General features: G+C 65.7%; 18 protein-coding genes and 5 tRNA genes. 13 read left to right on the top strand and 10 right to left on the bottom strand.

The features are described from left to right. Positions 1 to 4: 4 nt before the first annotated feature. The 5 genes from ppx to ACYX7E_RS10955 form a co-directional block, all read right to left on the bottom strand. Positions 5 to 1,525: an exopolyphosphatase gene (gene ppx / locus ACYX7E_RS10975; protein ID WP_462080649.1), complete on the bottom strand. Its 1,521-nt coding sequence runs from the start codon at positions 1,523 to 1,525 to the stop codon at positions 5 to 7. A gap of 14 nt (positions 1,526 to 1,539) precedes the next feature. Further along, entirely contained in the window at positions 1,540 to 3,630 is a 2,091-nt protein-coding gene (gene ppk1 / locus ACYX7E_RS10970; RefSeq protein ID WP_462080648.1) for a polyphosphate kinase 1, read from the bottom strand. 151 nt (positions 3,631 to 3,781) lie between these two features. Then, a complete protein-coding gene (gene phoR / locus ACYX7E_RS10965; protein ID WP_462080600.1) occupies positions 3,782 to 5,104 on the bottom strand; it encodes a phosphate regulon sensor histidine kinase PhoR in 1,323 nt (440 codons plus the stop codon). Positions 5,105 to 5,230: 126 nt separating this feature from the next. Beyond that, entirely contained in the window at positions 5,231 to 5,920 is a 690-nt protein-coding gene (phoB, locus tag ACYX7E_RS10960) for a phosphate regulon transcriptional regulator PhoB (RefSeq protein ID WP_462080599.1), read from the bottom strand. Between the two features lie 189 nt (positions 5,921 to 6,109). Next, positions 6,110 to 7,777, bottom strand: a complete 1,668-nt coding sequence (locus ACYX7E_RS10955) for a M48 family metalloprotease (protein WP_462080598.1) — start codon at positions 7,775 to 7,777, stop codon at positions 6,110 to 6,112. A gap of 321 nt (positions 7,778 to 8,098) precedes the next feature. Between ACYX7E_RS10955 and grxC the strand changes: the two genes are divergently transcribed. The 7 genes from grxC to ACYX7E_RS10920 all read left to right on the top strand — a co-directional run bounded on the left by grxC (position 8,099) and on the right by ACYX7E_RS10920 (position 18,400). Then, positions 8,099 to 8,398 carry a glutaredoxin 3 gene (gene grxC / locus ACYX7E_RS10950; protein WP_462080597.1) on the top strand — a complete coding sequence of 100 codons (300 nt, stop codon included), beginning with the start codon at positions 8,099 to 8,101 and terminating at the stop codon, positions 8,396 to 8,398. After that, entirely contained in the window at positions 8,395 to 8,796 is a 402-nt protein-coding gene (locus tag ACYX7E_RS10945) for a carboxymuconolactone decarboxylase family protein (protein WP_462080596.1), read from the top strand. Before grxC ends, ACYX7E_RS10945 begins: the two co-directional genes overlap by 4 nt. A 241-nt stretch (positions 8,797 to 9,037) precedes the next feature. Continuing rightward, complete coding sequence (locus ACYX7E_RS10940) at positions 9,038 to 10,045, top strand: isocitrate dehydrogenase (RefSeq protein ID WP_462080595.1); 1,008 nt, start codon at positions 9,038 to 9,040, stop codon at positions 10,043 to 10,045. 452 nt (positions 10,046 to 10,497) lie between these two features. After that, positions 10,498 to 11,115 carry an RNA polymerase sigma factor gene (locus tag ACYX7E_RS10935; protein ID WP_462080594.1) on the top strand — a complete coding sequence of 206 codons (618 nt, stop codon included), beginning with the start codon at positions 10,498 to 10,500 and terminating at the stop codon, positions 11,113 to 11,115. Further along, positions 11,115 to 12,170 carry a FecR family protein gene (locus ACYX7E_RS10930; RefSeq protein ID WP_462080647.1) on the top strand — a complete coding sequence of 352 codons (1,056 nt, stop codon included), beginning with the start codon at positions 11,115 to 11,117 and terminating at the stop codon, positions 12,168 to 12,170. Before ACYX7E_RS10935 ends, ACYX7E_RS10930 begins: the two co-directional genes overlap by 1 nt. 87 nt (positions 12,171 to 12,257) lie before the next feature. Then, positions 12,258 to 15,470: a TonB-dependent receptor domain-containing protein gene (locus ACYX7E_RS10925; protein WP_462080593.1), complete on the top strand. Its 3,213-nt coding sequence runs from the start codon at positions 12,258 to 12,260 to the stop codon at positions 15,468 to 15,470. Positions 15,471 to 15,556: 86 nt separating this feature from the next. Beyond that, on the top strand, positions 15,557 to 18,400 hold the full coding sequence (locus tag ACYX7E_RS10920; protein WP_462080592.1) for a M16 family metallopeptidase: 2,844 nt from the start codon (positions 15,557 to 15,559) through the stop codon (positions 18,398 to 18,400). A 575-nt stretch (positions 18,401 to 18,975) separates the two neighbouring features. Here the strand turns inward: ACYX7E_RS10920 and ACYX7E_RS10915 are convergent. Continuing rightward, positions 18,976 to 19,060, bottom strand: a tRNA-Leu gene (locus ACYX7E_RS10915). 371 nt (positions 19,061 to 19,431) lie between these two features. Here ACYX7E_RS10915 and ACYX7E_RS10910 point away from each other — a divergent pair. The 3 genes from ACYX7E_RS10910 to ACYX7E_RS10900 all read left to right on the top strand — a co-directional run bounded on the left by ACYX7E_RS10910 (position 19,432) and on the right by ACYX7E_RS10900 (position 21,865). Next, a complete protein-coding gene (locus ACYX7E_RS10910) occupies positions 19,432 to 20,196 on the top strand; it encodes a DUF3011 domain-containing protein (RefSeq protein WP_462080591.1) in 765 nt (254 codons plus the stop codon). A 113-nt stretch (positions 20,197 to 20,309) separates the two neighbouring features. Further along, positions 20,310 to 21,035 carry a CPBP family intramembrane glutamic endopeptidase gene (locus tag ACYX7E_RS10905; RefSeq protein WP_462080590.1) on the top strand — a complete coding sequence of 242 codons (726 nt, stop codon included), beginning with the start codon at positions 20,310 to 20,312 and terminating at the stop codon, positions 21,033 to 21,035. A 74-nt stretch (positions 21,036 to 21,109) separates the two neighbouring features. Then, positions 21,110 to 21,865 carry a hypothetical protein gene (locus tag ACYX7E_RS10900; protein WP_462080589.1) on the top strand — a complete coding sequence of 252 codons (756 nt, stop codon included), beginning with the start codon at positions 21,110 to 21,112 and terminating at the stop codon, positions 21,863 to 21,865. Positions 21,866 to 22,013: 148 nt separating this feature from the next. Here the strand turns inward: ACYX7E_RS10900 and ACYX7E_RS10895 are convergent. The 4 genes from ACYX7E_RS10895 to ACYX7E_RS10880 all read right to left on the bottom strand — a co-directional run bounded on the left by ACYX7E_RS10895 (position 22,014) and on the right by ACYX7E_RS10880 (position 22,530). Further along, positions 22,014 to 22,089: transfer RNA gene (locus ACYX7E_RS10895), tRNA-Lys, on the bottom strand. Positions 22,090 to 22,175: 86 nt separating this feature from the next. Next, a tRNA-His gene (locus ACYX7E_RS10890) sits at positions 22,176 to 22,252 on the bottom strand. Positions 22,253 to 22,340: 88 nt separating this feature from the next. Beyond that, a tRNA-Arg gene (locus ACYX7E_RS10885) sits at positions 22,341 to 22,417 on the bottom strand. A 36-nt stretch (positions 22,418 to 22,453) separates the two neighbouring features. After that, a tRNA-Pro gene (locus tag ACYX7E_RS10880) sits at positions 22,454 to 22,530 on the bottom strand. Positions 22,531 to 22,689: 159 nt separating this feature from the next. On the opposite strand from ACYX7E_RS10880, the gene ACYX7E_RS10875 reads away from it, so the two are divergent. The 3 genes from ACYX7E_RS10875 (at position 22,690) to clpP (ending at position 25,859) form a co-directional block, all read left to right on the top strand. Further along, positions 22,690 to 23,454 carry a Bax inhibitor-1/YccA family protein gene (locus ACYX7E_RS10875; protein WP_462080588.1) on the top strand — a complete coding sequence of 255 codons (765 nt, stop codon included), beginning with the start codon at positions 22,690 to 22,692 and terminating at the stop codon, positions 23,452 to 23,454. A gap of 393 nt (positions 23,455 to 23,847) precedes the next feature. Then, the gene (tig, locus tag ACYX7E_RS10870; RefSeq protein WP_462080587.1) at positions 23,848 to 25,155 is read left to right on the top strand and encodes a trigger factor; all 1,308 of its coding nucleotides are present in this window, start codon (positions 23,848 to 23,850) and stop codon (positions 25,153 to 25,155) included. Between the two features lie 74 nt (positions 25,156 to 25,229). Continuing rightward, positions 25,230 to 25,859: an ATP-dependent Clp endopeptidase proteolytic subunit ClpP gene (clpP, locus tag ACYX7E_RS10865; RefSeq protein ID WP_462080586.1), complete on the top strand. Its 630-nt coding sequence runs from the start codon at positions 25,230 to 25,232 to the stop codon at positions 25,857 to 25,859. The last annotated feature ends 89 nt before the right edge of the window (positions 25,860 to 25,948 follow it).

Below are 25,948 nucleotides of genomic sequence, written 5' to 3'. Positions count from 1 at the left end.
CGCGCTATTCGGACGTGGTGACCAGCTGGAAGCCCAGTGCGGCCAGGTCGCTGGGCTCGCCTTCGAGGTCGGCACGCAGCAGCGGGCGGCTGTCGAGCCAGCGCCGCGACAGCTGCAACTGCAGGCGGTTGTCGGCGATCGACAGCGACAGTTGCGGGATCTCGCCTTCTTCGCGCGAACGATGTAGCAGCACGGCGAGCCGCAACAGGGCGGCCGTGCGTTTGGCGGCGGCGAGCAGGCGGTCGGGCAGGGCATCGAATGCGGATTTCGGGATCTTGCGGCGATGCGTGCGCAGCAGTGCGCCCAGGAACAGCTGCTCCTGGCGCGAGAAACCCGAGATGTCCGAGTTTTCAATCAGGTAGGCACCATGGACGTGGTACTGGCTGTGCGCGACGGCCAGGCCGAGTTCGTGCAGGCGCGCGGCCCAGGCCAGCATCAGCAGGTCGTCGGCATCGAGCTTCCAGGCCTTGGCGACCTGGTTGAACAGGCGCACCGCGGTCGATTCCACGCGTGCGGCCTGCGCGGTGTCGATGCCGTAGCGCTGGGTGAAGCTGGTGATCGACAGCTCGCGTGGATCGTCCTCGCTGCCGCGGCCGAGCATGTCGTACAGCACGCCCTCGCGCATCGCCGCCTTGCTGACGGCCATTCGCTGCAGGCCAAGCGCGTTGAAGGCGGCCTCCAGCACCAGCACGCCGCCGGCGATGATCGGCCTGCGGTCGCTGGAGAGACCCGGCAGCTGGATCTCGTCGATATGTTCGGCGGTCAGCAGATGGTCGCGTACGATGGGCAGGGCCTCGGCGGTGATCGCGCCCTTGGTCAGCTTCATCGCCGCGCAGATCTCGCCGATCGCCTTGACCGTGCCGGACGCGCCGAGCACTTCCTGCCAGCCCAGTGAGCGATAGGCACCGGCGAACTGCTGGAACTCGGCCGAGACTTCGAGCAGGGCCTCGCGGTATCTGCGCCGCGACAGCTTGCCATTGGTGAAGAAGCGCCGCGTGCTGCCGATGCAGCCGACCTGCAGGCTCTCGCGCTCGATGGCGTCGAAACCGGCGCCGATGATGCATTCGGTGGAACCGCCGCCGATGTCGATCACCAGCCGCAGCTGCCCGCTCTTGGGCGGCTGCGCATGCGCGACGCCCAGGTAGATCAGGCGCGCCTCCTCTCGGCCGGAGATCACTTCGATCGCGTGGCCCAGCGCGGTTTCGGCCGGCATCAGGAACGCCTGCGGAGAGGCCAGCCGGCGCACGGTATTGGTCGCCAGCGCACGCACGCGCTGTGGCGGGATGTCGCGGATGCGCTCGCCGAAACGGGCCAGGCATTGCAGGGCGCGTTGCCGCACCTCGACCGAGAGCCCGCCCTTGGCGTCCAGTCCCTCGGCCATGCGCACGGTCTCGCGCAAGCGATCGACCACGCGCAGCTGGCCCAAGGTATAGCTCGCGACCAGCATATGGAAGCTGTTGGAGCCGATGTCGATGGCGGCGAGCATGTCGCCGTCCTGCAGGGCAGGCACGAGGGATTCAGCCAGGGCGATGGTGTCGGTCATCCACAGATCTTCGCAAGTAACGAGGTTTGCGCCGAATGGGGCATCGCATCGCCGTCGGGGGATAGCTTGCGGTAACTGCCATCGCTGCGCAATTCCCATGCGTTGAGATTGTCTGCGAGATAATTTGTCAAGACCTCCTCGTTGACCCGCTGCACCAACTCGGGATCGAGAATCGGGAAGCAGGTTTCCACGCGTCGCAGCAGGTTGCGCTCCAGCCAGTCGGCGCTGGCGCAGAACAGCTCGGGATCGCCATCGTTGGCGAACCAGTAGACGCGATGGTGCTCGAGGAAGCGCCCCACGATCGAACGCACACGGATGTTGTCGGAGATGCCTTCGAGCCCCGGGCGCAGGCTGCAGGCGCCGCGCACGATCAGGTCGATCTGCACGCCGGCCTGCGAGGCCGCGTACAGCGCACGGATCACGTGTGGCTCGTTGAGGGCGTTCATCTTGGCGACGATGCGTGCCGGACGGCCGGCCAGCGCATGCGCACGCTCGCGCTCTATGCGCGCGATCATGCCCGCGTGCAGCGTGAACGGCGACTGCAGCACCCGGCTGAGCTGGATGGCCGGGGCCAGTCCCGACAACTGCTGGAAGATCAGGTGCACGTCGGTGCCGATCTCGGGATTGGCGGTGATCAGGCCGATGTCGGTGTAGGCGCGCGCGGTGCCGGCGTGGTAGTTGCCGGTGCCCATGTGCACGTAGCGGCGCAGCTTGCGGCCCTCGCGGCGCACGATCAGCAGCATCTTGGCATGCGTCTTGAAGCCGACCACGCCATAGACGACCTGCACGCCGGCTTCCTGCAGGCGGTCGGCCAAGCCAAGATTGGCCTCCTCGTCGAAGCGCGCGCGCAACTCAACGACGACGGTGACGTCCTTGCCGTTGCGTGCGGCCTGGATCAGGTGCTCGACGATCGTCGAGTCCTTGCCGGTGCGATACAGTGTCTGCTTGATCGCCAGCACGTTGGGGTCTTCGGCGGCCTGCTTGATCAGCTCCAGCACCGGCGCGAACGATTCGAAGGGGTGGTGCAGCAGCAGGTCCTGTTCGGAGATGCGGCTGAAGATCGCGTCGATGCCCTTGGGGATGCGCGCCTGGTACGGGGTGAACTTCAGGTCCGGACGCTGCACCTGGTCGTAGACCTGGACCACGCGGTTGAGGTTGACCGGACCATCGATGCGGTACACCGCGTTTTCCGGCAGGTCGAAGTTCTGCAGCAGGGTGCGCACGATGGGTTTCGGGCAGTTGGCGGCGATCTCCAGCCGCATCGCGCGCAGGTAACCGCGTCCGACCAGTTCGTCGCGCAGCGCCAGCGCGATGTTCTCGACTTCCTCGTCGACCAGCAATTCGGAATTGCGCGTCACCCGGAACTGGTACGAGCCGGTGACCTGCATGCCCGGGAACATTTCGTCGACGAATTCCGACAGCACCGCCGACAGGAACACAAAGTCGTACTCGCCACCGGAAATGCTCTCCGGCAGCTGGATGATCCGTGGCAGCGAGCGCGGTGCGCGCACGATCGCCAGGTGCCCGCTGCGGCCGAATGCGTCCTTGCCTTTCAGCACGACGACGATGTTCAGCGACTTGTTGAGGATCTTCGGGAACGGATGCGCCGGGTCCAGCCCCAGCGGCGACAGCACTGGCATGATCTCGTCGCGGAAGTACGCGCGCAGCCAGCGGGTCTGGCGCGCGTTCCAGCTGCCGCGCGACAGCACGCGCACGCCGTTGTCGCTCAGCGTCGGACGCAGCACGTCGTTCCAGCAGCGGTACTGGGCGTCGACCAGTTCGGCGGCGCGTTCGTGGATGCGCTTGAGCACGGTGGCCGGCGCGAGGCCGTCGGGCTGGATCGTCACGCCGAAATCCTGCGCGTGGCGCACGGTCGCTGCACGGATCTCGAAGAACTCGTCCAGATTGGTGCAGGAGATGCACAGGTAACGCAGCCGCTCGAGCAGCGGCACGCTGTCGTCCATCGCCTGCGCGAGCACACGGAAGTTGAAATCGAGCTGCGAGAGTTCGCGGTTGAGGTACAGCGCGGGGTCGAGCAGGGGGTCGTTGTCGGCCTGCAGCGTCTCGACGGCGGGTGCATCGAGCAGGCTGCCGGCGGCCTTGCGCGTTCGCTTCGCCGTGGCGGCGCGGGGGCTGGCGGGCGACGTCGCCGTCGCCGCGAGCGTGCCGGGGCGTGACTTGGTGGAGCGGGACGTAGTGGATCGGTCGGTGGAGCGGGGCTTGGTGGGTCGGGTCACATCAGACTCCGGACATCGGTTCATGGCGCGCGCTGGTGCGCTCGGCGCCGAAATGGCAGGAGAAACAGCTGCCCTGGCCTACCTGGCTGTGGATGTCCAGCCGGGCCTGGTGCAGGTTCAGCACGTGCTTGGCGATTGCCAGCCCGAGGCCGGTGCCGCCGGATTCTCGCGAGCGGCTGTTGGACACACGGTAGAAGCGCTCGGTGATCCGTGGCAGGTGCGAGGCCGGAATGCCGTAGCCGGTATCGCGCACCGACAGCGCGACGCCGCCCTGGCCGTCGGGTGCGAAGCGGATCGTGATCTGGCCACCGGCGGGCGTGTAGCGCACCGCATTGCTGACCAGGTTGGAGAAGGCGCTGTGCAGCTCGCGGGTGGAACCCTGAAGGTCGACCGCCGCGAGGTCTTCGAGCACGACGGTATGCCGGCCCTGGCTCAGCGCCTCGGCCTCGCGGCGCAGCGTGGACAGCATCGACGACATCGACACCACGTCGTCCTCGATGCTGTCCTGCGCTTCCAGCCGCGACAATGTCAGCAGGTCCTCGACCAGTTGCGTCATGCGCTGCGACTGGTGCTGCATTTCCTTCAGCATCGGCGCCCATTCCGGCTGGTCGGCCGGATCGAGCATGTCGAGGTAGCCGTGGACCACCGTCAGTGGCGTGCGCAGTTCATGCGAGACGTTGGCGATGAAGTCGCGGCGCATCTGCTCAAGCTGCATCAGCTTGCTGACATCGCGTGCGATCAGCAGCCAGTGCGCGTCGGAATAGGGGATCAGGCGCAGGTTCAGGCGCGTGCCGTCGGCGAACGGCGATGCGATATCGAGGATCGGCTCGGCATGGCGTCCGGCCGCCAGCCAGTGCGAGATCGGCAAGGGTTGCAGACGCTCGCCCAGGGCCGAACCGATGTCCTGCGGATAACGCAGGCCCAGCAGGCTGCCTGCGGCTTCGTTGAACCACTGCACGCGCTGGCTGTTGCGGTCGACGACGACGACGGCATCGGGCAGGGCGGCGGCCGCGGCCCGGTAGGCGCGCAGGATCGCCAGCAGCCGACGCTTGCGCGTGCGCATGCCGTCCTGGTTCTGGTGCAGCAGGCGGTCGAGTTCGTTCCAGACCCCGAAGCCGGAATTCTCCGGCAACCGCGTGCGCGAAGTCAGGCGCGACAGCAGCTTGCGTAGCTTCCAGTAGTGCCAGGCGACCACGCCCAGCGCGGTCGCGGTCAGCACCGGCCAGACCTGCCCGACCAGCAGGCCGACCAGCCCGCCCGCGAGCAGGATCAGCGCCAGCTGTCCCAGTGTGCGGGTCCAGGCGGAATGGATGCGGGGAGGCATGGTCAGGGACCGGAACAGGAGAGTCGGGACGCGACCATGGTAAGAGCATCTGCGATCGCGGGCGTGTCCGCCATGACCATCGTGCTGTCGCGTCCTGCGCCAGGTGCTCCCGTCACAGTGCCTGTCTCACACCGATGCCGAGAACCGGTAACCCGAGCCGCGCACCGTCTGCACCATGTTGTCCAGCGCGGTCGGCTCCAGCGTCTTGCGCAAGCGGCGGATGTGCACGTCGACCGTGCGCTCCTCGACGTAGACGCTGCCGCCCCAGACATGGTCCAGCAACTGCGAACGCGTGTAGACGCGCTCGGGGTGGGTCATGAAGAAGTGCAGCAGGCGGTACTCGGTCGGACCGATGCTGACCGGTTCGTTGTCGGCGAACACCCGGTGCGCGGCGCCGTCGATGCGCAGGCGGCCGACGCTGACGCTGCCGTCCTCGTCGTCCTCGCGCGAGCGGCGCATCACCGCGCGGATGCGCGCCAGCAGTTCGCGTGCCGAGAACGGCTTGACCACATAGTCGTCGACGCCGGCCTCGAGTCCGCCGACGCGATCGTTCTCTTCGCCGCGTGCGGTCAGCATGATGATCGGGATCTCGCGGGTCAGGGCGTCCTTGCGCCAGCGCCGCGCCAGTTCCAATCCGCTGGTGCCGGGCAGCATCCAGTCGAGCAGGATCAGGTCGGGAATGCGGTCGGCGATGGCGGCCTGCGCCTCGCGACCGTCGCCGGCGTGCATGGGTTCGAATTCGCCCTTGCGCAGCGCGAACGCGACCATGTCGCGGATGGCAGGTTCATCGTCGACGATCAGGATCCGCTTCTGCATGTGTCTGTCCGCTTTGGACGGCCGGTTGGCCGACACCGGCATTAGACGACAGTTTTATGACTTTAATGTGACAGCGGTCGGGGCTGGCGTCCGGCGGCCTTGTGGCGGCACCGCGACAGGCTGGTTGTCGGCCTGTGACGCCGGCCCTTCATCGGCCTGTTCCAACCCTGTCGTCCGCTGGCTGCGAGCCTATTGCCGCCGCAAGTCGGGGTCGCGGATGCCCTGGCGGCGCAGCTCCAGCACGATCGGGGTGATCGTCGCGATCCGGGCGTCGATGCGGGCGCGGGCGTAGTAATCGAGGTCGCTGCGCTTCTTCAGCGTGTTGAGCTGGACCAGGGCCTGCTCCTCGCGACCGCTGAGGAAGGAGGCCTCGGCCCAGGCTTCGCCGGCCCGGACCGGGTCGCCGGCGATTTCGCAGGCGCGCGCGAAGGCGCGCTGGAACACCGGGTCGTTGCCGCCAGCGGCAACCAGCGGGCGCAGGACTTCCTGGGCGCGCCGGCCGGCTTCGGGCGTATTGCGCTCCGACAGCGACTGCGCATAGCTCAGCGTCACCGCGCGGTTGCGCGGCATCCGCGCCAGCAGCGCTTCGTACTGGGCGTCGGCATCGCGGGCATGGCCGGCCTTGGACTCGGCCTCGGCGATGCCCAGCAACAGCCACAGGTCGCCGGGATGGCGCTCGAGCAGTTTGGCGAACTCGAGCGAGGCCGGTGCCGCGCGTCCGTCGCGCAGGCGCGCCAGCGCCAGGCCGTACAGTTGCGCGTCGTCCAGGGGCTTGGCGCGCTGCATGCGCTCGTATTCGCGGATCGCCGCATCCGGGGTGTTGGCGCTGAACACCCGCAGGCGCTCGCGCGCCCAGCCGAACTGGGTGGCGTCGGTCGACAGCCCGCCCTCGGGCAACTGCAGCGACCACGGCAGCAGTGGATTGTCGGTCGGGCGCACGGCGTCGCCGATCGGGACGGCGGTCGGGTCGACGCGCTCGATCCGGACCGCTTCAGGCGTGCGCGTGATCGTGGTGACGGTATTGCGCGACAGCTGCTCGGCGCGCAGCCTGGCCTCGCTGATGCGGGTCGTGGTGACCGGGTGGGTCTTGAGATAGTCGGGCATGCGCTCGCGCTCGCTGCCCTGGTTGGTGCGCGACGCCGATTGCATGCGTTCGAACATGCTGGCCATCGCGTCGGCCGAATAGCCGCCGCGCGACAGCGTGCGGATGCCCAGGCGGTCGGCCTCGGACTCGTTGGAGCGCGTGTAGTCGATCTGGCGTTGTGCCATCAGGCCCTGGGCGCTGGCCAGCGCGGCCATTGAGGCATCGCCCGCGGAACTGCCGCCGGCCGACTGTGCGATCGCGATGGCGCCCAGCATCGCCAGCAGGATCGGCACGCTGTCCTTCTGCGCGCGCTCGACGCTGCGCAGCACGTGCGCCTGGGTCACATGGGCGATTTCGTGGCCGAGCACGGCCGCGACCTCATCCTCGGTCTCCGCAGTCAACACCAGGCCCGCATTGACGCCGATATAGCCGCCGAGCGTCGCGAAGGCATTGATGCTGCGGTCCTTCATCATGAAGAACGTGAATTCCTGGCGCGGCTGGTCGCTGGCGGCGCCCAGGCGGTTGCCGGTGGCCTGCAGCCAGCTGTCGACGAGCGGATCGTCGAGCACGTAGTCGTAATGGCGCAGCTGGCTGAGCAGCATCTGCCCGTATTCGCGCTGCTGCGCCGGTCCGAGCACGCTGCCGGCCGACGAGCCGATATCGGGCAGCCGACTCTCCTGCGCCGGCGCACAGACACTGGCGACCAGCAGGACCAGGGCGGTCATCCAGGCGGTCGTCGCGGCGCGGCTGCGGAAGATCGGGACTCGAGGCATTGCGTATCCGGTAGGCGGGCAGGGCTGAGCACGGAACAGACCGCCATCATGCCCCTTGGATGGCAACTCCGGCAGAATGCCGGGGATGGTGCGCGCGGGCGTGAACTCCTCGTTAATCGGCAGCCCCGATAGGCGGGCAGACGAGGGGCCGGCGCTGGCGCATCGCGGGACGTCGGGCGATGTCGAGGCCCCACGGACAGTGCGCAGTGCAATGGCGTCGTGCCATGCCTTCCATGCACTGTTCCGTCGGTGATCTCGATATCGGCCCCTGGCGTCCCCATCTTCGACCCCGTCATGCCGCACAAGTTTCAGGAGTCCGCCTTGAACGTTTCCAGCAATACCGGCGCGCCCGCGTCGTCGCCGCCGATCACCCTCTACACCAGCGCGATCTGCGGCTACTGCGTGGCCGCCAAGAACTTTCTGCGCAGCCGCGGGCTGGCGTGGACCGAAATCCGCATCGACCTCGACCCGGCGGAGCGCGAGAAGATGGTCGCCACGACCCGGCGCACCTCGGTGCCGCAGATCTTCATCGGCGACGTCCACGTCGGCGGCTACGACGACATGATGGCGCTGCAGCGCGCCGGCAAGCTCGATCCGCTGCTGTCCGGAGCGCAGGCATGAGCGGTGCCGACACCGAGGCCGATCGCGTCGCGGCGTTTACCGCCTTCCGGCAGCGCATGAACGAACGCATCCTGTCCGAGCCCAACCAGGTCATCCGCCGCTTCTTCGCGCTCGATACCCAGACCTACCAGGCCGGTGCGCTGGACCTGAAGACCAAGGAACTGTTGGGCCTGGTGGCCTCGCTGGTCCTGCGCTGCGACGACTGCATCAGCTACCACGTCGCCCAATGCAAGGAAGCGGGCGTCAATCGCGACGAGATGTTCGAAGCGTTCTCGGTCGGGCTGGTCGTGGGCGGCAGCATCGTCATTCCGCACATGCGGCGGGCCGTCGATTTCCTAGACCAGCTCGAGCAGGGTGCCGCCGACGCGGCCGGCACGCCCGCACACGACCACGGTTGACGACGGTACGCCCGGCTTTGCCGATTCCTGTCCGTCCCGGCAAGCCCGGGCGCGGGCGCGTGCGGTAGACGGCGGTCCGCCGGCCGGGAACCAGGCTGAAAGCCTGCATCCCGCCTGTCTGGCCGGCACCCCAGACCAAGGTCGATTTGGGAGTGCCCGGCCCGGTCGGGCATAATGCACGTTATCAACTTTCATCCGGCGCCTGGATTCAGCGCGGCGCCTTCGTGTACGGAATCCCCACATGACTCAAACGATTACGGTCATCCGCGGCGATGGTATCGGCCCGGAAATCATGGACGCGACCCTGCATGTGCTCAATGCCATGCAGCTCGACCTGGCCTATGAAGACGCCGATGCCGGCCTTGTCGCGCTTGAAAAGCATGGCGAACTGCTGCCGGCGACCACCATGGAATCCATCCGTCGCAACAAGGTCGCGCTGAAGAGCCCGTTGACGACGCCGGTCGGCGGCGGTTTCAGCTCGATCAACGTCGAGCTGCGCAGGCAGTTCGACCTGTATGCCAATGTCCGTCCGGCGATCTCGTTCCCCAATACCCGTTCGCGTTTCGGCAGCGGCGTGGACCTGATCACGATCCGCGAGAACACCGAGGGCTCCTACATCAGCGAGGGCCAGGAAGTGTCCGCCGATGGCGAGACCGCGGTGTCGGTGACCAAGATCACGCGCAAGGGCTCCGAGCGCATCGTGCGTTACGCGTTCGAACTGGCGCGCAGCACCGGCCGCAAGAAAGTGACCGTGGTACACAAGGCCAACATCCTCAAGAGCACCTCGGGCCTGTTCCTGAAGGTCGCACGTGAAGTCGCGGCCGAGTATCCGGACATCGAGTGCAACGAGATGATCGTCGACAACACCTGCATGCAGCTGGTGATGCGTCCCGAGCAGTTCGACATCATGGTCACCACCAACCTGTTCGGCGACATCATTTCCGACCTCTGCGCGGGCCTGGTCGGCGGCCTTGGCCTGGCGCCGGGCGCCAACATCGGCAAGGACGCTGCGATCTTCGAAGCCGTGCATGGCACCGCGCCGGACATCGCCGGCCAGGGCAAGGCCAATCCCTGCGCGCTGCTGCTTGCGGCTGCGCAGATGCTCGATCATCTCGGCCTGCCGGCCGATGCGACGCGCCTGCGTGCCGCGATCGTGTCCACGCTCGATGCCAAGGATTCGCTGACCGGCGACCTCGGCGGCAGCGGCAGCACGATGTCGTTCGCCCAGGCGATCGCCAGCCGCGTGTGATACACGCATGGCGGGTGCGAAAGCGCCGGCCATGACGCGTGACGACCTGACGGGACGCTTCGGCGTCCCGTCCTGTTTTGTGGCAGCCAGTGCAGGGCGGGGACACGACACGGGGCGCGTGTTGGCTTGGTGAGAAGTGTCTGCATAAGTAATTGATTTATATATATAATTTATTTCAATTCTACTGTGATTTCCCCAAAACGTCCCCGCGATGCTGTCGCTTCAGGCGGCGCGCGTATTCCACACAGAACTCCATTCACGGGTTACGCCAAGCTCCGTCCTTGGCCGGCGAAGCTTGTCATCATTCGCCTGGAGCGCTTTATCGCATCGTGGGAGCACCATGAAAACGGAGGGTGAACCCTGGGCCGCATGCCGCGGTTCTGCGACCTCATCGGCGACCAGACCGGAGTGCCGTCTCCGGCGGCTACGATAGGGCTGGCCAGGACGGTCAAGTGCGCCATCAATGGGGCCGATCCGTGCCACGTTGCGGCGGGGTGTGCGGAACTCCGGTTCCGGTGCGTCTGGAGGGATATGGGGTTTTCTACGCATGGCAGGACATGATTGACGCACCCGCTCCAGAATTCACGGTCGAGCAGGCGTTCGAACGGTATCGCGCGCCGATCTTCGCGTTCTTCAGTCGTCGCCTGCGCAACGTGGCCGATGCGGAGGACGCCACGCAGGAGGTCTTTGCAAGCCTGAGCCGCCGTGCCGAGATCGACAGCATCGCCGACATCGAGCGCTACATCTTCCAGGCCGCGGCGAACCACCTTCGCGACCGGCATCGACGCACCAGCGCGCGACCGCCGATCGCCTACGAGGCCGGGACCGACACCGAGGATCGGCTGGTCGACGGCCTCACCCCTGAACACGACCTGATTGCGCGCGAGGCCCATGCCATCATGATCGCGGCCCTGCAGGAGCTGCCCGAGCGGCCAAGGATGATCTTCCTGTTGAACCGATACGAAGAAATGACCGGCAGGGAGATCGCGGCCATGCTCGGTGTTTCCCAGCGGCTGGTGGAGAAAGACATCAGCCGCGTGCTGACGCTGCTGCGGGAGCGCCTGTCGTGATGATGTTCCGGCAGCGTCCGCCGCAGGACCCTGAAGCAGCCGCGATCTGGTGGGCCACGCGTCGACGCATGGATCCGGCCGCATTCGCGCAGGATGGCCACTTCAAGACCTGGCTGGCCGACGCCGAGAACCGCCGCGTCTGGACCCGCGAGCAGGAGCGCGATGCCCTGATCGGGCAGTTCGCCAGCGAGCCCGGCATCCGACGCATGCGTCAGGAGGCACTGGCGTATGCGCGCGCCGCCCGCCCGCCCAAGCGCAGGTCCAATGCACGCTGGGCGGTCGCGGCTGGGCTGATGCTGGCGGTGGCGTCAGCGGTGGTGCTGTCGCCGGCGCCGGGACCGGCTCCACATCGGGCTTCTGCCGATGCCGTGACCCGCTACGCGACGGCCCGCGGCGAGCGCCGCGAAGTCGTACTCGACGATGGGTCGCGTGTTGCCTTGAACGGTGCGACGATCGTGCAGGTCGGTTATGCAGCCGACCGTCGCGACATCCAGCTGTTGTCCGGCCAGGCGCTGTTCCATGTCGCCAAAGACGCTTCACGACCCTTTGTGGTTGCGGCCGGCGATCGCCTGATCACCGCGACCGGAACGGCTTTCGATGTCGAAGTCGCACCGGACGGCGGTGTGAAAGTCCTGCTGGTGGAAGGCAGCGTGGAGGTGGACCCCTTGCGTCGCAGCGGTCTGCCCCGGCTCCTGCCTCTGCTGGATCGTGAAGTGTTGCGGCCCGGTCAGCAGCTGAGCATGGCGGTGGCAGGCAGTAGGCCGGTCATCCGGGCTGCGGATGTGGAGCAGGGGACCGCTTGGAATCGTGGACTGGTGATGCTGCGCGATGATTCCGTCGCGAGCGCTGTGGCGCAGTTCAACCGTCATTCTCTCCGTCGACTGGAGATCGAGGACGACGCGATCGGCCGGCTGCTGGTGAGTGGCGTGTTTCGCGTCGACAGGCCCGAGGACTTCGTTGCCGCACTGACTGCCTTGCATCCGGTCGATGCAGTGCAGGCGAAGGATGCCGTCGCGCTCAAGCTGCGCCAACAGGGTTCCGTGTCGAGACAATGACGATTATTTGAAATTTTCTGTTCGGAACTGAGCGCGTGATGCGTTCCTAACTATGAGGGCGTAGTCGCCCGATACGGGGAGCGGTTCATGTTGCGATTCATCAGGAAGCATCTGTCTGCAGTGAGTTCGGTGAGTGTGTCGGCATTCGTGCTGGCAGCGGTGCCCGTCGCCATTGCGCAGGAGCTGGCGCAGAGCTATTCGATTCCCGCGCAGCCATTGGCCGCTGCGCTCGAAACATTCGGACAGAAAAGCCATCGGTCGGTGATGTTCGACCGCGCAACGATCGCAGGGGTGCGATCAAACGCGGTGACGGGTCGGATGTCGGCAGAAGATGCACTGGAGCGGATGTTGCGCGGTACCGGCTTTGTAATGCGCGCGGTCAACACGCATACATTCGTGATCGAACCGGCGCCAGCTGACAAGCCGGATGTCTCCACGCAGGGTACATCGGGAAAAGACATCGAATTTTCCCAGAAGGCCACCAACTTGCCGGAAATCCTGGTGGTTGGCGAGCGCTCGTGGACGCTGAATACCGATATCCGCCGCACGCGCGATGATGCGCAGCCGTACATCGTGTTTGACGAAGCACAGATCCGTCGCTCGGGGGCGACCAATCTCGAAGATTTTTTTCGTGATTATCTGAATGCCAGCGCAAACCCCGGTCTCAATGCGGCGAACGAGGCCAACAATCAGGTTGGCATGATCAACCTGCGTGGTCTGGGGAGCGGTGAAACCCTGGTGCTCGTCGACGGGCGTCGCATCGCACCGATCAATAGCGGCAACGCGTGGGGACGGATCGAGCAGCCGGTGCTGAACGGGATTCCGCTGTCTTCGATCGAGCGGATCGAGGTGCTCGCGTCTTCGGCGTCCGGCATTTACGGCGGAAGCGCGACCGGTGGCGTGGTCAACATCATTCTCAAGCGCGACTACCGCGGGCTGGAACTCGAGGCCACGTTTGGCGGGACGGTGGATGGCGGTGCCACGACCCGACGCGTCAACCTGTCGTCCGGCTTGACTCCCTGGGAGGGCGGCAACCTCTCGGCTACCGCAAGTTGGCAGAAGGATGATCCGATCGAGTACGGCCAGCGCGACTTCCTGATCGATTACGGCAATCGGCGCATGGCGTTGGCCCCGACGTCCAACGAGGTTCCCCTGGGCGCAACACCGAACTACAGGAGCGCGAACGGCACGCCATTGACGTTCGACGCCTGCAGCGCAACGAATCCCACGCCATACTGCGGAACGGCGCTGGGAGCGAGCTTCGGCTCGATCCCAGTGGGCTATCGCGGCATTGGGCTCGATGGCGCTGCGGGGCTGCTCGCCAACGCCGGCGCGTACAACATGGATCTGGCCTCCACCACCCAGAAACCCAGCGGTGGTCCGTGGGGCAGCCGTGCGCAGGTGCTCAATGGGACTGAATCCATGGGCGGGACGTTGTCGATCCGGCAGCAGCTGACGTCGCGCATCAGGGGGTTTGGTGAGATCGCAGGCAATCGCAGCAAGGGGGAGCGCGCCTCACCCATGTTTCCCGCCAGCACGATCCAGTTGGCGGCAGATGCGCCCAACAATCCGTTCCAACAGGCGATCATGGTGTCGTTGCTGGAAACCGAAGAGCCACGGTTTTCGCGCTACCAGACCGACACGCTGCGTGCGACGGCAGGTGTGATCGCGGACTTGCCCCGCGATTGGCATGCCTCAGCAGATCTGGCCTGGAACCATACCGACAACCAGTACGGATCGCCGACCCATCTTTCAGCAGCGTTCCGCAACGCGCTGCCGACCACCGCCAATCTCTTGCGCGATCAGCTCGCCGATCCATGGCAAGTGGAATACCTGCCGATTCCTGCGACTGCCAGCGATCGCGAGGCAGTCTCGACGACGGCGTCGCTCCGGCTCGCCGGCCCACTGCCGTTCCGTTTGCCCGGAGGTGCGCCGACGGTGTCGATGCATGTGCAGCGTGCAGAAACCAAGCTCGAAGGTGCCGTCAACTACGCTCCGAACGAACTCATGTCGCAGATCAATTACAGTGTCCCGCGTGACATCAGGAACGACGCCTTCTACTTCGAGGGTCGTTTCCCTCTGGTGTCGCCCGACAAGGGCATTCCCCTGGTGCATGCCCTGGAGCTGTCGCTTGCAGGGCGGCATGAGCGCTATCGCGTCGATGGCGCCGACCCGCTCATCAGTTGCCTGCTGGTCAGTCGCCCGCTGGAGGATGCCGACCTGGCCACGCCCTGCCCGCCAGACGGGGCGCTCATCGAGCGCGCGGTCGTGTCGGACTCGTCATTCAATCCGACCTTCAGCATCAAATGGCAGCCCACTGCGGATGTCACGCTGCGTGGCTCCTATGCGACGGGTTACCGGCCGCAGGAAGCCTTCCAGCTTGTCTCGAGGGTTTCCGTGTCCCCTGTCTACCTGACCGATTCCATGCGCGGCAACGAGTTCATGGGCAACGGTTTCCTGAGGACGATCAACCTGATCTCCGGCGGCAATACCACCCTCGATCCGGAACACTCCGACAGCTATACCGCCGGCGTGATCTACGCCCCCGTGCGGATCCCCCATTTGCGCCTTTCCGCCGACTGGACGCGCATCGAGAAACGGGACAATTACTATGATCCCGGCCTGCTGTTGCTGGGCGTGCTGGGTGGGCCGGACCTGCAGACGATCTTCGAGGATTTCATCGCGGCCAACCCCGACCGGGTCACGCGCAACCCCGATCCGGCGAGCTTCGGCAATTACGGCGTCGGCCCGGTGACCGATCTCGATCTATCGTTAGTCAACATTTCCGGATCCAAGATCGAGGCGCTCGATCTGGCGGCCGACTACAGCATGGACTTCGCCGGCGGCTCGCTGGACTTCTCGCTGGCGGCGACCTGGGCTTACGCATTCAAGATGCAGATCAGCGAAAACAGCTCGGAACGGAACTATGCCGGCACCAGTTCGCTGGCGGCGCTCGATCCTGCCAGCTCTGCCGGCGGGCCAGAGTGGCGAGGCAACGGGACAGTGCGCTACAGCAACGAAAACTGGGGGTTGGGTATGCGTACGCGCATGACTTCGGGCTACGACCTGAGTGTCCAGCGCGTGCTCATTCCTGCACAGGGTGCGGTGGGCGTGCCGTCGCAGGTGTACTTCGACCTGTTCGGACACTACCGGCTCGGAGAAAGCACGGAAATCGCAATGGGGGCGCGAAACATCTTCAACAGGGCGCCGCCCTATGACAGCGGAACCGTGCTGCGCATCAGTCCGTATGGCGATGCGAACGGTGCGTCGTACTACCTGACCATCACCCAGCGGTTCTGACACCCGTGCCGCAGATGGCGGCCCCTTCGACGCATCACGGCATGGCCTGCCGTGATGCATCCTGCATTTGATTCGAGGAGACGATCTTGATCAAGTTCCAACGCATCGGCCTTGCATGTGCGGCCGCCATCCTGGCGACCAGTGCGATTGCCAAGCCATCCGCAACGCCGCCTTCCCCGGTCGCCACGATTGCTGCCGACATCGAGGTCGCCAGCGAGGAGTTCACGCTGCCGAACGGTTTGCGGGTGATCGTGCATACCGACCGCAAGGCGCCCGTCGTTGCGGTCAACATCTGGTACCACGTGGGCAGCCGCAACGAACCGGCTGGGCGGAGTGGCTTCGCGCATCTGTTCGAACATCTGATGTTCCAGGGCAGCGAGAACTTCAAGGGGGAATTCTTCGAGCCCTTCGGCGTAGTTGGTGTGAGTGACCAGAACGGCACCACGCATTTCGATCGAACGAACTATTTCCAGACCGTGCCAACTACGGCGCTCGACATGGCGTTGTGGATGGAATCCGACCGGATGGGGCACTTCATCGGTGCGATCGATCAGGCCACGCTCGATGAGCAGCGCGGCGTGGTGATGAACGAAAAGCGACAGCAGGCGGCCGTGCCGTATTCGGTCATCGTCGATCCCATGTACGCCACTCTCTATCCCAAGGGGCATCCCTACCACTTGATGCCGATCGGCACGCAAGAGGATCTGGAGCGCGCCACGCTGGAAGATGTGCGCACCTGGTTCAAGAGCTGGTATGGACCCAACAACGCCGTCTTGGTGCTGGCGGGCGACATCGACCTGGCAACCGCACGTGACAAGGTGACGCGCTACTTCGGGCACATTCCCGCCAGCGCGACGATGCAGCGGCCCTCCGCGCCTTTGCCCCACTTGAGCGCGGACGTGCGTGAAGTGGTCGAGGACCGTGTGGCGCGTGCTCTGGTGACCAGAAATTTCATCGCCCCACCCGAACACACCGAGGACGCCGTGCTGCTGGAAATGGCGAGCATCCCGTTCGGGATCGGGGAGGGGTCACAGCTGTCCGGACGGCTGGTGCTGCGCGAGCAGGTCGCCGACGGCGCTGCTGCTTCGTATTCGGGCATGGAGCTCGCCGGAATGTTCACGCTCAATGCGTACGTCAAACAAGGGGTGGACCCTGCGCGTGCCGAGGCTCTGCTGGATGAGGAGCTCGAGCGCTTCTTGGAAACAGGGCCGACCTGGGAGGAAGTGCGTGCGGCGCAGATGCTGCAGACTTCGTCCATGGTGAAGGGTCTGGAGCGGGTGTCGCGCAAGGCCGAGTTGCTCAATGCCTGCGTTTCGGCCGTCAGTCGCCCTGATTGCTGGCGCGACAAGATGGCGATCGTGGCCAGTGCGACGCCCGAGCGCATCCGTGACGCTGCGCGACGCTGGCTGAGTGGCGCCTCCTATCGATTGACCGTTCTTCCCGGCGAATCGCGCGCGGAGCGCGCCGCCAGTGCGCAGGCCGACGACGCGCAGCAGTCGCCGATGAAGGTGCCGCCGCCCGATCCGCGTTTCACCACGCTGCCGGCCGCGGTGGATCGCAGCCTGGGTGTGCCCCAGACCACGCAGTTCCCGGAGTTCACGCTGCCGCCGCGCCAGCAGGCGACGCTGTCGAACGGGATTCCGGTGATCCTGATCGAACGCAGTGAGCTCCCTTTGGTGATGATGCGCATGGATTTCGTGGGTGGCCGATCCTCGTCCGGCGCGGGGCCGGCGTTGTCAGAGCTCACGTTCGGCCTGCTGACCAAGGGTGCCGGCGACCGCAACACACAGCAGTTCGCGGCGCGGCAGATGGAAATCGGTGCCTCGACGGGTGCTGGTGCCACTGGTGATTCGGCGTCGGTCTCGGTGCAGGCGTTGGCTGACCGCCTGCCCGAATCGCTCGACCTGGTTGCGGACATGATCAAGCGTCCCATGTTCGCACCGGAGGAAATCGAGCGCGTGCGCGCGGCGTCGATCGTCAGTCTCAAGCAGATGGCACTGTCGCCGGCCATCCTCAGCATGGTGACGAGCGAGCAACTCTACGGCGCCGGGCATCCCTACAACATGCGCATGACCGAGGCCGATATCACGGCAATCACGCGCGAGGACATGTTGGCTTATCACCGTGAACGGCTGCGTCCCGAACTGGCATCGATCACGATTGCGGGCGATACGTCCCTGGCCGAGATCCTGCCGCTGCTGGAGGCGCGTTTCGGGCAGTGGGCAGTCGAAGGCAACCGTAGCGCCGTAGCGTCGATTCCCGTTGTTGCCGGGCCGAGGCAGCCGCGCGTCATCCTCGTCGATCAACCGGGTGCGCAGCAGGCCACCATCATGGCCGCCAAGCTGGTGTCGCCCACGGGAGACGAGAATGCCGATCTGCTCGATGCATCCACGCGCATCCTGGGGGCAGGTCTGCTGTCCAGGCTCAATCTCAACCTGCGCGAGGACAAGCACTGGTCCTACGGTGCCAGCGCGGCTGCGGGGTCGTCCATTGGGCAGCGGATCTGGATGGCCCAGAGCCGCGTGCAGCAGGACAAGACCGCAGAGTCCATCGTCGAGATCAAGAAGGAAATTGCCGCGCTGGCCAACGGCAGTGTCCCGATTACGGCGGACGAGATGGAGCGGGTGCGCAGCGCCGTCTTCGCGTTTCCAAGTGCATTCGAATCCCTCAGTACCTTCATCGGTGTGATCGCCAACGGACGTCTGTACGGCAAGCCCGACGATTACCTGGAGCGATACATGGATCTGCTTGGATCGGTCGAGCCCGATCAGCTGCGTGACGTGTTCGCCAAGGAGATCGATCCGGAATCCCTCACCTGGATTGTGATGGGTGAGCTGTCCACCATCGAAGCGCCGGTGCGCGCGCTGGGGTTGGGCGAGACCATCGTCATTGATCCTGCCGTTCCGCTGAGTGCAGCATCGCAGGATTGAGGCCAGCTGGACGAGGATAGTGTGCGTTGACGCCACGGCATGCGTGGCGTCAACAAAATCACCAAACTTGGCCTGGTGGCCAGCCATCACGCACAGGATGGTGTGGAAGGGAGACGTGGAAGACGCGCAGGCATGCACCTTCACGTTGGATGCGATCAACGCCAGCAGAAGGCTTGACGTTGAATGGGGTTTTTCATGAGGTTCAGGCCTTCATGCATGGGCCGCCATGCAACCCACCTGGAGACGTTGCGGACGATGAAGGGAAACACCGATGTTGGCAGGTCCATAGTTTCCGCAAGTCCTGCAGCGGCAGCCACGCCTTGGTACTTCGTTGGGCCAGTGCGTCGGGCAGCGTACTGCCTCCCGCCACATCGACCACCGCCGCCCCGCGCTCAATCGAGGTCCTTTGTACGTGGCTGGACCAGGGTTGCTCGAGGAGGGGGGCGGATGCAGCAAGACCTTGCCGACGAAGGCGATGCGGCCAGCGTGAACCGGGTGGCCAGGTTGATGGCGTCCGACGATCTGCAAGGCCGGCTGCGGCCAACGCGGCATGGTCGGCGGGGCAGCCGGCACGTTGGTGCGAAAGGGGGGACTCGAACCCCCACGCCTTGCGGCACTGGTACCTAAAACCAGGGCGTCTACCAATTCCGCCACTTTCGCGTTGTCGCTGCGCGCGGATGTTCGCACGCCATGGTGTGTCGATGCATCTACCCCGTGGTCCGCGGGGAACGACAGGCATCCCGCCAGCCTACAGAAGAATGCTATCCGGCATCGCGCGGCGGGGGCGTATGGTAGCCCAATTGCCCGCAGGCCCGATGGCGTGAGGGTTGTCCCGGCGCTGTCGGTCCACCGGGGCGGGCCGGCCAGGTCCGCGACACAGGGCAGGTCGCGCTTCGCACCTCTTGCCAGGCCGCGCCGGTGTGCGGGCCTGGCCGGCCGCGGCGCCGATGTATGGCGAAGGGTGGCGTCCATCACATCGGCCCCAGGCCCCGGATGGGTAGTCTGCGGGTTTGGGGATTCCGGAAGCGACGATGATCAGGAAGATGGTGCCCGCAGCCTTCGCGCTGCTGCTCGCGCTGCCGCTGCCGCAAACCGCACAGGCGGCGATCCCGCTGTTCAATGGCACCTGCCCGGGCGGCGTGGCCGTGCATGCCGACGAGGGTGGGCCGGTCTACGTCAATGGCCGCGAAGCGCGGGTCCAGCGCATCAGCGACGATTACTTCGAAGCGCGCGATGCCCGTGAAGGCATCACGCTGTCGATCATGCGGTCCACGGATGGCGAACTCAACGTCTCGTACACCGAGCGCAGCGGAAGCAACGGCATCTGTTCCATCGCAAACCGGCACTCCGAGCCCGGTCCGGTCGGTCGCGGCATCGCGGGCGCCGCGGGCGAGGTCAGCTGCGAGGCGGCCATCAGGAGGCAGGCGGAGTGCGCGATGGATACGCGCGGCGACGTGCAACTGGTCCGTCAGCTGGGCAGGGCCCGCTGCGTGCAGAACGAGAACTGGGGGCTTTACCGCCATGCGGTCTGGGTCAAGGATGGCTGCCACGCCGTGTTCCGCAACCTGTCTCGGGATAGCGCGTCCGTGGGCCGTCGCTCCTCGTCGGCGGTGGAGGGCAGTGTCCTGCTCGATGCCTGCGACACCCGCGCCAACGCGGATGGGCGGCTGGTCACGCGTGTGCCGGTCAACGACGACGTGACCGAACTGATCGTCGACTACCCGGAAGGCCGCTTCCTGTGCATGGTCCGCAACGACGGCCTGGTGCAGTCGCTGACCCGGCTGCGCAAGCGCTGATCGCCATCCCCGGCGGATGTTCGCGCGGGTGATCGCCACTTCGGCAGCCATCGCATCGGCGCTGCCGGAATGTGGATACTGCGCATTCGGTGGAGGATCTTCATGGTGGCGGCATGCGACCCATAGACGCGTTCCCGTTCCAGCCCGGCGGCCCGGCAGCGTTCGACATCCGCGACTGCGCGGTCGTGCTGCTGGCCTGCGCGCTCGCCTTCGCCGCATTGCTGGACATCCCGAGAGCCTGGCCCGGTGCGCTGGGTGGATGGGCCGCCGCCGTGACGTTCGTCGTCGTCCAGTTAGCCGGCCTGGCGATCGCGGTCGGTGCCCACTGGCGCACGCTGTTCAATCGGCCCACGCGTCGCGACGTGCTGTTCGCGTTGGGCTTGTTGCCCTTCGTCTCGCTGTTGCCGGCGGCTGTTGCATTCCTGGTCGTCGGCTCGCCGAACCTGGTTGCGAATCCCGCGTTGCAGGCCTTCGGCACGATGGCGCCCGCCGTTGCCGCAAACGCGTTCGCGGCAACGGCCGTGCAACTGCTCGGCGAGGAGCTGATCACGATCCTGCCTTTGCTGTGCCTGCTGGCCCTGCTGCAGCGCGCCGGCTTGCGACCGTGGCTGGCGATCGGTCTGTCCTGGCTGGCGACGTCGCTTGCGTTCGGCGCCTTGCACCTGTCCACATACGGCTGGCACATGGGGCAGGCGCTGCTGGTCATCGGCACGGCGCGGCTGGTGCTCACCGGCGTGTTCCTGCTCACCCGCAATGTCTGGGCCAGTACCATCACGCACATCGCCAACGACGGGGCGATGATGGCCCTGGCCATGCTGGCCGCCTCACGTGCCGCCTGAACGTGCGGCCTGATCGCGCGCTGCGACCCCTGGCCCCATTTCGCCCGATGACACGCCTGCCGAGCCGTTGAACGATGGACTTCCTGAAAATCCTGAAATCCTTCGAAGAGTTCGTCTACGAGGCGCTGACCTGGATCATCCTGCTGCCCAAGACGCTGCTGCGCACCCTCCTCGCGCCGCGTGGCATGACCGCCTACGCCAGCGGCCAGTTGAGCCGTACCGATGACGCGCGGTTCGCAGAGGCGCTGAGCCCGCCACTGACGCTGATTCTGTGCGTGCTGATCGCGCACGTCGTCGATCTGGGCATCCGCACGCAGGCGCCGGACACCTCGGGGTCGATCGCCAGCGAGATCCTCGCTTCGGAGCAGAACCTGCTGCTGTACCGGACCATCGCCTTCGGCGTCTGGGCGCTTGCCGGCGCGACCTACGCGCTGCTGAGGACGGGGACGGCGATCACCCGGGACAGCCTGCGCGGCCCGTTCTACGAACAGTGCTACCTGGTCGCGCCCTTCGCGCTGGTGCTGTCGCTGGGGACGTCGATGACGCTCGGCGGTGATGATGACCGCGAGTTGATCGGCGCATGCATGGTGATGGCGGGATTCGTGTGGTTCTGGATCGTGCAGTTCGACTGGATCGGGCGCCGCGCCGGCTTGTCGCGATGGCGCAGTGCGGTGGCCGCCAGTTGCATCGTCGTGGCCGGCTCGCTGGTCAATGGGCTGGTCGGGCATGCGCTGTCGAGCACCCGGGGCGAGCGCGCCCCGGACGCGGCCGTCGTCGGGTCGCCGGCGCCAGCGGCCGCCACGATGGAGGCGCGGCCTGTCGACAGGTGACCCGGAAGGACCGTGGTCAGGGTAATCGTTGGGACATCCGCTGGGGCGGGGCATCCATGGCCTGGCTGCTCTTGCCTCCAGTTTTCAGGAGAATTTTCAGCAGGCAAAGAAAAAAGGGCTGCGCTTTCGCGCAACCCTTCGTTCTATATGGTGGGCCGTCAAGGATTCGAACCTTGGACCTATTGATTAAGAGTCAACTGCTCTACCAACTGAGCTAACGGCCCGATAAATCGGTCGCATAGTCTAGGCGATTCCACCGCGGGTGGCAATCACGAAAAACATGCGATTGAGTCACACACCATCTCAACACTGGGGTGGAAGACGGGATTTGAACCCGCGACCCCCGGAATCACAATCCGGTGCTCTAACCAACTGAGCTACATCCACCACTGAAGCCTTACAGGATACCGCCGAAACCGGCGGAAGGGCACCTGTGTACCCTGAATTCGTCCCATCCGTACCGCAAAGGTCCCGCTGGCGCGCCCGGCAGGACTCGAACCTGCAACCACCGGCTTAGAAGGCCGGTGCTCTATCCGGTTGAGCTACGGGCGCGTGTGCGCATGATAGCCGTACCGGAAGCGACCCGAATGGTCGGGGTAGAGGGATTCGAACCCCCGACATCCTGCTCCCAAAGCAGGCGCGCTACCAGACTGCGCTATACCCCGCTGGATCCGAGCGGTCACTCCAGGCGCCCACCGCGCCGTGCCGGCCGTGGTGGACGCGGTATTCTCCGGAGCAGGGGGCCGGCTGTCAACGAAAAGCAATTGAAAGTCGCCCCGTGTATCCTCATCTCTGGTTCTATCCGACGCCATCAGGGGCAAGTCATGCGTAGCGGAAATCCTGCACTCAAAGAATCCACCTTCCTCGATCTGGGGAGCGGTACCGTCGTCTCGCGCTCCGGCGAGGCCATGACCCTCAACGGCACCGTCAACAAGACCGGGTTCCTGCTGCTGCTGACCGTCCTGACCGCCGCATTCGCCTGGTCGCAGGTCGAATTCGGCATCGATGGCCGCCCGCAGCCGGGCTTTGGCCTGTACATGTGGGGCGGCGCGATCGGCGGCTTCGTCATCGCGATGGTCACGGTCTTCAAGAAGCAGTGGTCGCCGGTCACCGCGCCGCTGTACGCCCTGGTCGAGGGCTTTTTCCTCGGCGCGATCTCGGCGATGTACAACCATATGTATGACGGCATCGTCATGCAGGCGGTGCTGCTGACCTTCGGCACGCTGTTCGCGCTGCTGTTCGCGTACCGCAGCGGCCTGATCAAGGCGACCGAGAACTTCAAGCTCGGCGTGGTCGCCGCGACCGGCGGCATCGCGCTGGTCTACCTGGCCACGATCGTGCTGGGCTTCTTCGGCGTCAGCATTCCGCTGATCCATGAATCGGGCCTGGTCGGGATCGGTTTCAGCCTGGTCGTCGTGGTGATCGCGGCGCTGAACCTGGTGCTGGACTTCGACTTCATCGAGACCGGCGTCGAGCAGGGCGCCCCGAAGTACATGGAGTGGTACGGCGCGTTCGGCCTGATGGTCACGCTGGTGTGGCTGTACATTGAGTTCCTGCGCCTGCTGTCGAAGCTGCAGTCGCGCAACTGATTCGGATGAAAGGCGGCCCGGGTCCCGGGCCGTCTTGCCGGTTGTCCCTGGCCGGGAGCTCCGGCCGTGGCGGGGCCTGAGTTCTCTGGCCCGTCAGTCCACCCGCCCGCATCATGGCATCCATCACCCGGGCGAGATCAGTCTAGGCGCAGGCGGGCGCCGCGACCGTTTTGATCGTTCGATCGGGCCGGGGCCGTCCGGGGCATCCGTTGCCCGCCACCGGCATCCCGGTGTTCGCCACGCTGGCGGCAAACCCCCGAATCGGCCAGAATATCCCGTTCTGCCTCCGTGGAGGCCGGCCTGGTCCGGTCCGCCGCCGGGCAAGCACTATTGAAATTCTCAGACAACCCCAGACAGATGGTGCGCGGCATGGCCGCGATCGCAGGAGTGGATATGCAAGTTTCGGTCGAAACCCTTGGCAATCTCGAGCGCCGTTTGACGCTGCGACTGCCTGCCGACAGCCTGGAGACCCAGGTCGGCGGACGCCTGCGCGAGATCGCGCGGACGGTGCGGATCAAGGGCTTCCGTCCCGGCAAGGTGCCGGCCAAGGTCGTCGAGCAGCGTTATGGCCAGCAGGTCCGCGCCGAGGTCCTCGATGGCCTGCTGCGAGACAGCTTCAACGAGGCCGTGCGCGAGAACGAGTTCCGTATCGCCGGTGCGCCGCAGATCGAGCCGAGCAGCGACGTCGAGCAGGGTGAGCTGGCCTATGTCGCCACGTTCGAAGTGGTGCCCGATTTCGGCGATCTGGACGTGGCCAAGCTCAGCGTCGTGCGCCACACCTCGGAAGTGACCGAGAGCGACATCGACCGCATGATCGAGAACCTGCGCCTGCAGCGCCGCAGCTGGAGCGCGGTGACCCGTGGCGCCCAGCCGGGCGACGCGGTGGACGTCGAGACCTGGTCGCTGGTCGACGGCGAGCGCCTGCCGGCCGAAGGCGCCGAGCGCGGCACCACGGTGGTCGGTTCGGGCCAGATGTTCGTCGACATCGAGAACGCGCTGGTCGGCATCACCAAGGGCGAAGAGAAGGTCGTCAACGTGACCTTCCCGGACAACTGGCGGGTCCCGCAGCTGGCCGGCAAGCAGGCCGAAGTGCACGTCAGCGCCGAGCAGGTCTCGGAGCCGGTGCTGCCCGAGGTCGATGCCGCGTTCATCCGCAGCTTCGGCGTCAAGGGTGGCGAGGTGGAGCAGTTCCGGCAGGAAATCCGCAGCAACCTGGAGCGCGAGCTCAAGGGCGCGCTGATGAATCGCCTGCGTCGCGAGGTGGGGCAGCAGATCGTGTCCCATTGGGCCGATGTCGAGCTGCCGCCGAAGCTGGTCGAGCTGGAGGCGCGCTCGTTGCTCGCCCGCCAGGTCGAGGAGCAGTCGCGCCGCAGCGGGCAGCAGGTCACGCCGCCGGCAGACGCCCATACAGCGTTCGTGGACGCGGCCCGCAACCGCGTGCTGATGGGGCTGCTGGTCGGCGAGGTCGCGCGCAAGCACGCGCTGACGCTGGACCCCAAGCGCCTGAACGAGCATCTGCGCCTGATCGCCTCGACCTACGAAGAGCCGCAGCAGGTCATTGACTTGTACCGCAACGATCCCCAGCTTATGTCCAACCTGCAGAACCGCGTGATGGAAGAGCAGGTGATCGACTGGATTGCCGAGCGTGCCCAGCACACCGAGCAGGCGTTGGGCTTCCAGGAAGCCATTTCGCTGCAGTAACCGCTGCAGTTTCAGGAGCCCCCCGTGTCCGCGCCCGCGCTGGCGCGGGAGGCGACAGACCGGACAAAGACCGCATGAGCAGCATTGAGACCAAGGCCCTGAATCTCGTTCCGATGGTGGTCGAACAGACCAGCCGGGGCGAGCGCGCGTACGACATCTATTCGCGCCTGCTGAAGGAGCGGATCATCTTCCTGGTCGGTCCGATCGACGACCACATGGCCAACGTGATCGTGGCGCAGCTGTTGTTCCTCGAGGCCGAAAACCCCGAGAAGGACATCAACCTGTATGTCAATTCGCCCGGTGGCATCGTCACCGCGGGCATGGCGATCTACGACGCGATGCAGTTCATCAAGCCAGACGTCAGCACCACCTGCCTCGGCCAGGCGGCCAGCATGGGTGCGTTGCTGCTGTCGGCGGGTGCCGCCGGCAAGCGTTATGCGCTGCCCAACTCGCGGGTGATGATCCACCAGCCGCTGGGCGGCTTCCAGGGGCAGGCCACCGACATCGACATCCATGCGCGCGAAATCCTGTCGATGAAGCAGCGCCTGAACGAGATCATGGCCCGTCACACCGGCCAGCCGCTGGAGACGATCGCGCGCGACACCGAGCGCGATAATTTCAAGAGTGCCGAGGCTGCGCGCGATTACGGACTGGTCGACCAGGTGCTCGAGCGGCGCCCGGAAGAGTCGATCCAGCCGGGTTAAGTTGTTGAAATCATTAAGCTATTTGCTCTGGTCGTGCGTACTTTGCACGGCCGGGGCCTGTGCTATTCTCGAAACCGTAACCGCAGCGA

This window comes from Luteimonas sp. RIT-PG2_3 (assembly GCF_054902115.1).
The sequence above is the reverse complement of the archived record's forward strand: the minus strand, read 5'-3'. Positions and strand labels throughout refer to the sequence as shown.

Bases quoted from the DNA above. Each gene is read 5' to 3' on its own strand.
- phoR (WP_462080600.1), bottom strand. From the start codon at position 5,104: ATGCCTCCCCGCATCCATTCCGCCTGGACCCGCACACTGGGACAGCTG.
- phoB (WP_462080599.1), bottom strand. From the start codon at position 5,920: ATGCAGAAGCGGATCCTGATCGTCGACGATGAACCTGCCATCCGCGAC.
- ACYX7E_RS10955 (WP_462080598.1), bottom strand. From the start codon at position 7,777: ATGCCTCGAGTCCCGATCTTCCGCAGCCGCGCCGCGACGACCGCCTGG.
- ACYX7E_RS10945 (WP_462080596.1), top strand. From the start codon at position 8,395: ATGAGCGGTGCCGACACCGAGGCCGATCGCGTCGCGGCGTTTACCGCC.
- ACYX7E_RS10940 (WP_462080595.1), top strand. From the start codon at position 9,038: ATGACTCAAACGATTACGGTCATCCGCGGCGATGGTATCGGCCCGGAA.
- ACYX7E_RS10930 (WP_462080647.1), top strand. From the start codon at position 11,115: ATGATGTTCCGGCAGCGTCCGCCGCAGGACCCTGAAGCAGCCGCGATC.
- ACYX7E_RS10925 (WP_462080593.1), top strand. From the start codon at position 12,258: ATGTTGCGATTCATCAGGAAGCATCTGTCTGCAGTGAGTTCGGTGAGT.
- ACYX7E_RS10910 (WP_462080591.1), top strand. From the start codon at position 19,432: ATGATCAGGAAGATGGTGCCCGCAGCCTTCGCGCTGCTGCTCGCGCTG.
- ACYX7E_RS10905 (WP_462080590.1), top strand. From the start codon at position 20,310: ATGCGACCCATAGACGCGTTCCCGTTCCAGCCCGGCGGCCCGGCAGCG.
- ACYX7E_RS10900 (WP_462080589.1), top strand. From the start codon at position 21,110: ATGGACTTCCTGAAAATCCTGAAATCCTTCGAAGAGTTCGTCTACGAG.
- ACYX7E_RS10875 (WP_462080588.1), top strand. From the start codon at position 22,690: ATGCGTAGCGGAAATCCTGCACTCAAAGAATCCACCTTCCTCGATCTG.
- tig (WP_462080587.1), top strand. From the start codon at position 23,848: ATGCAAGTTTCGGTCGAAACCCTTGGCAATCTCGAGCGCCGTTTGACG.
- clpP (WP_462080586.1), top strand. From the start codon at position 25,230: ATGAGCAGCATTGAGACCAAGGCCCTGAATCTCGTTCCGATGGTGGTC.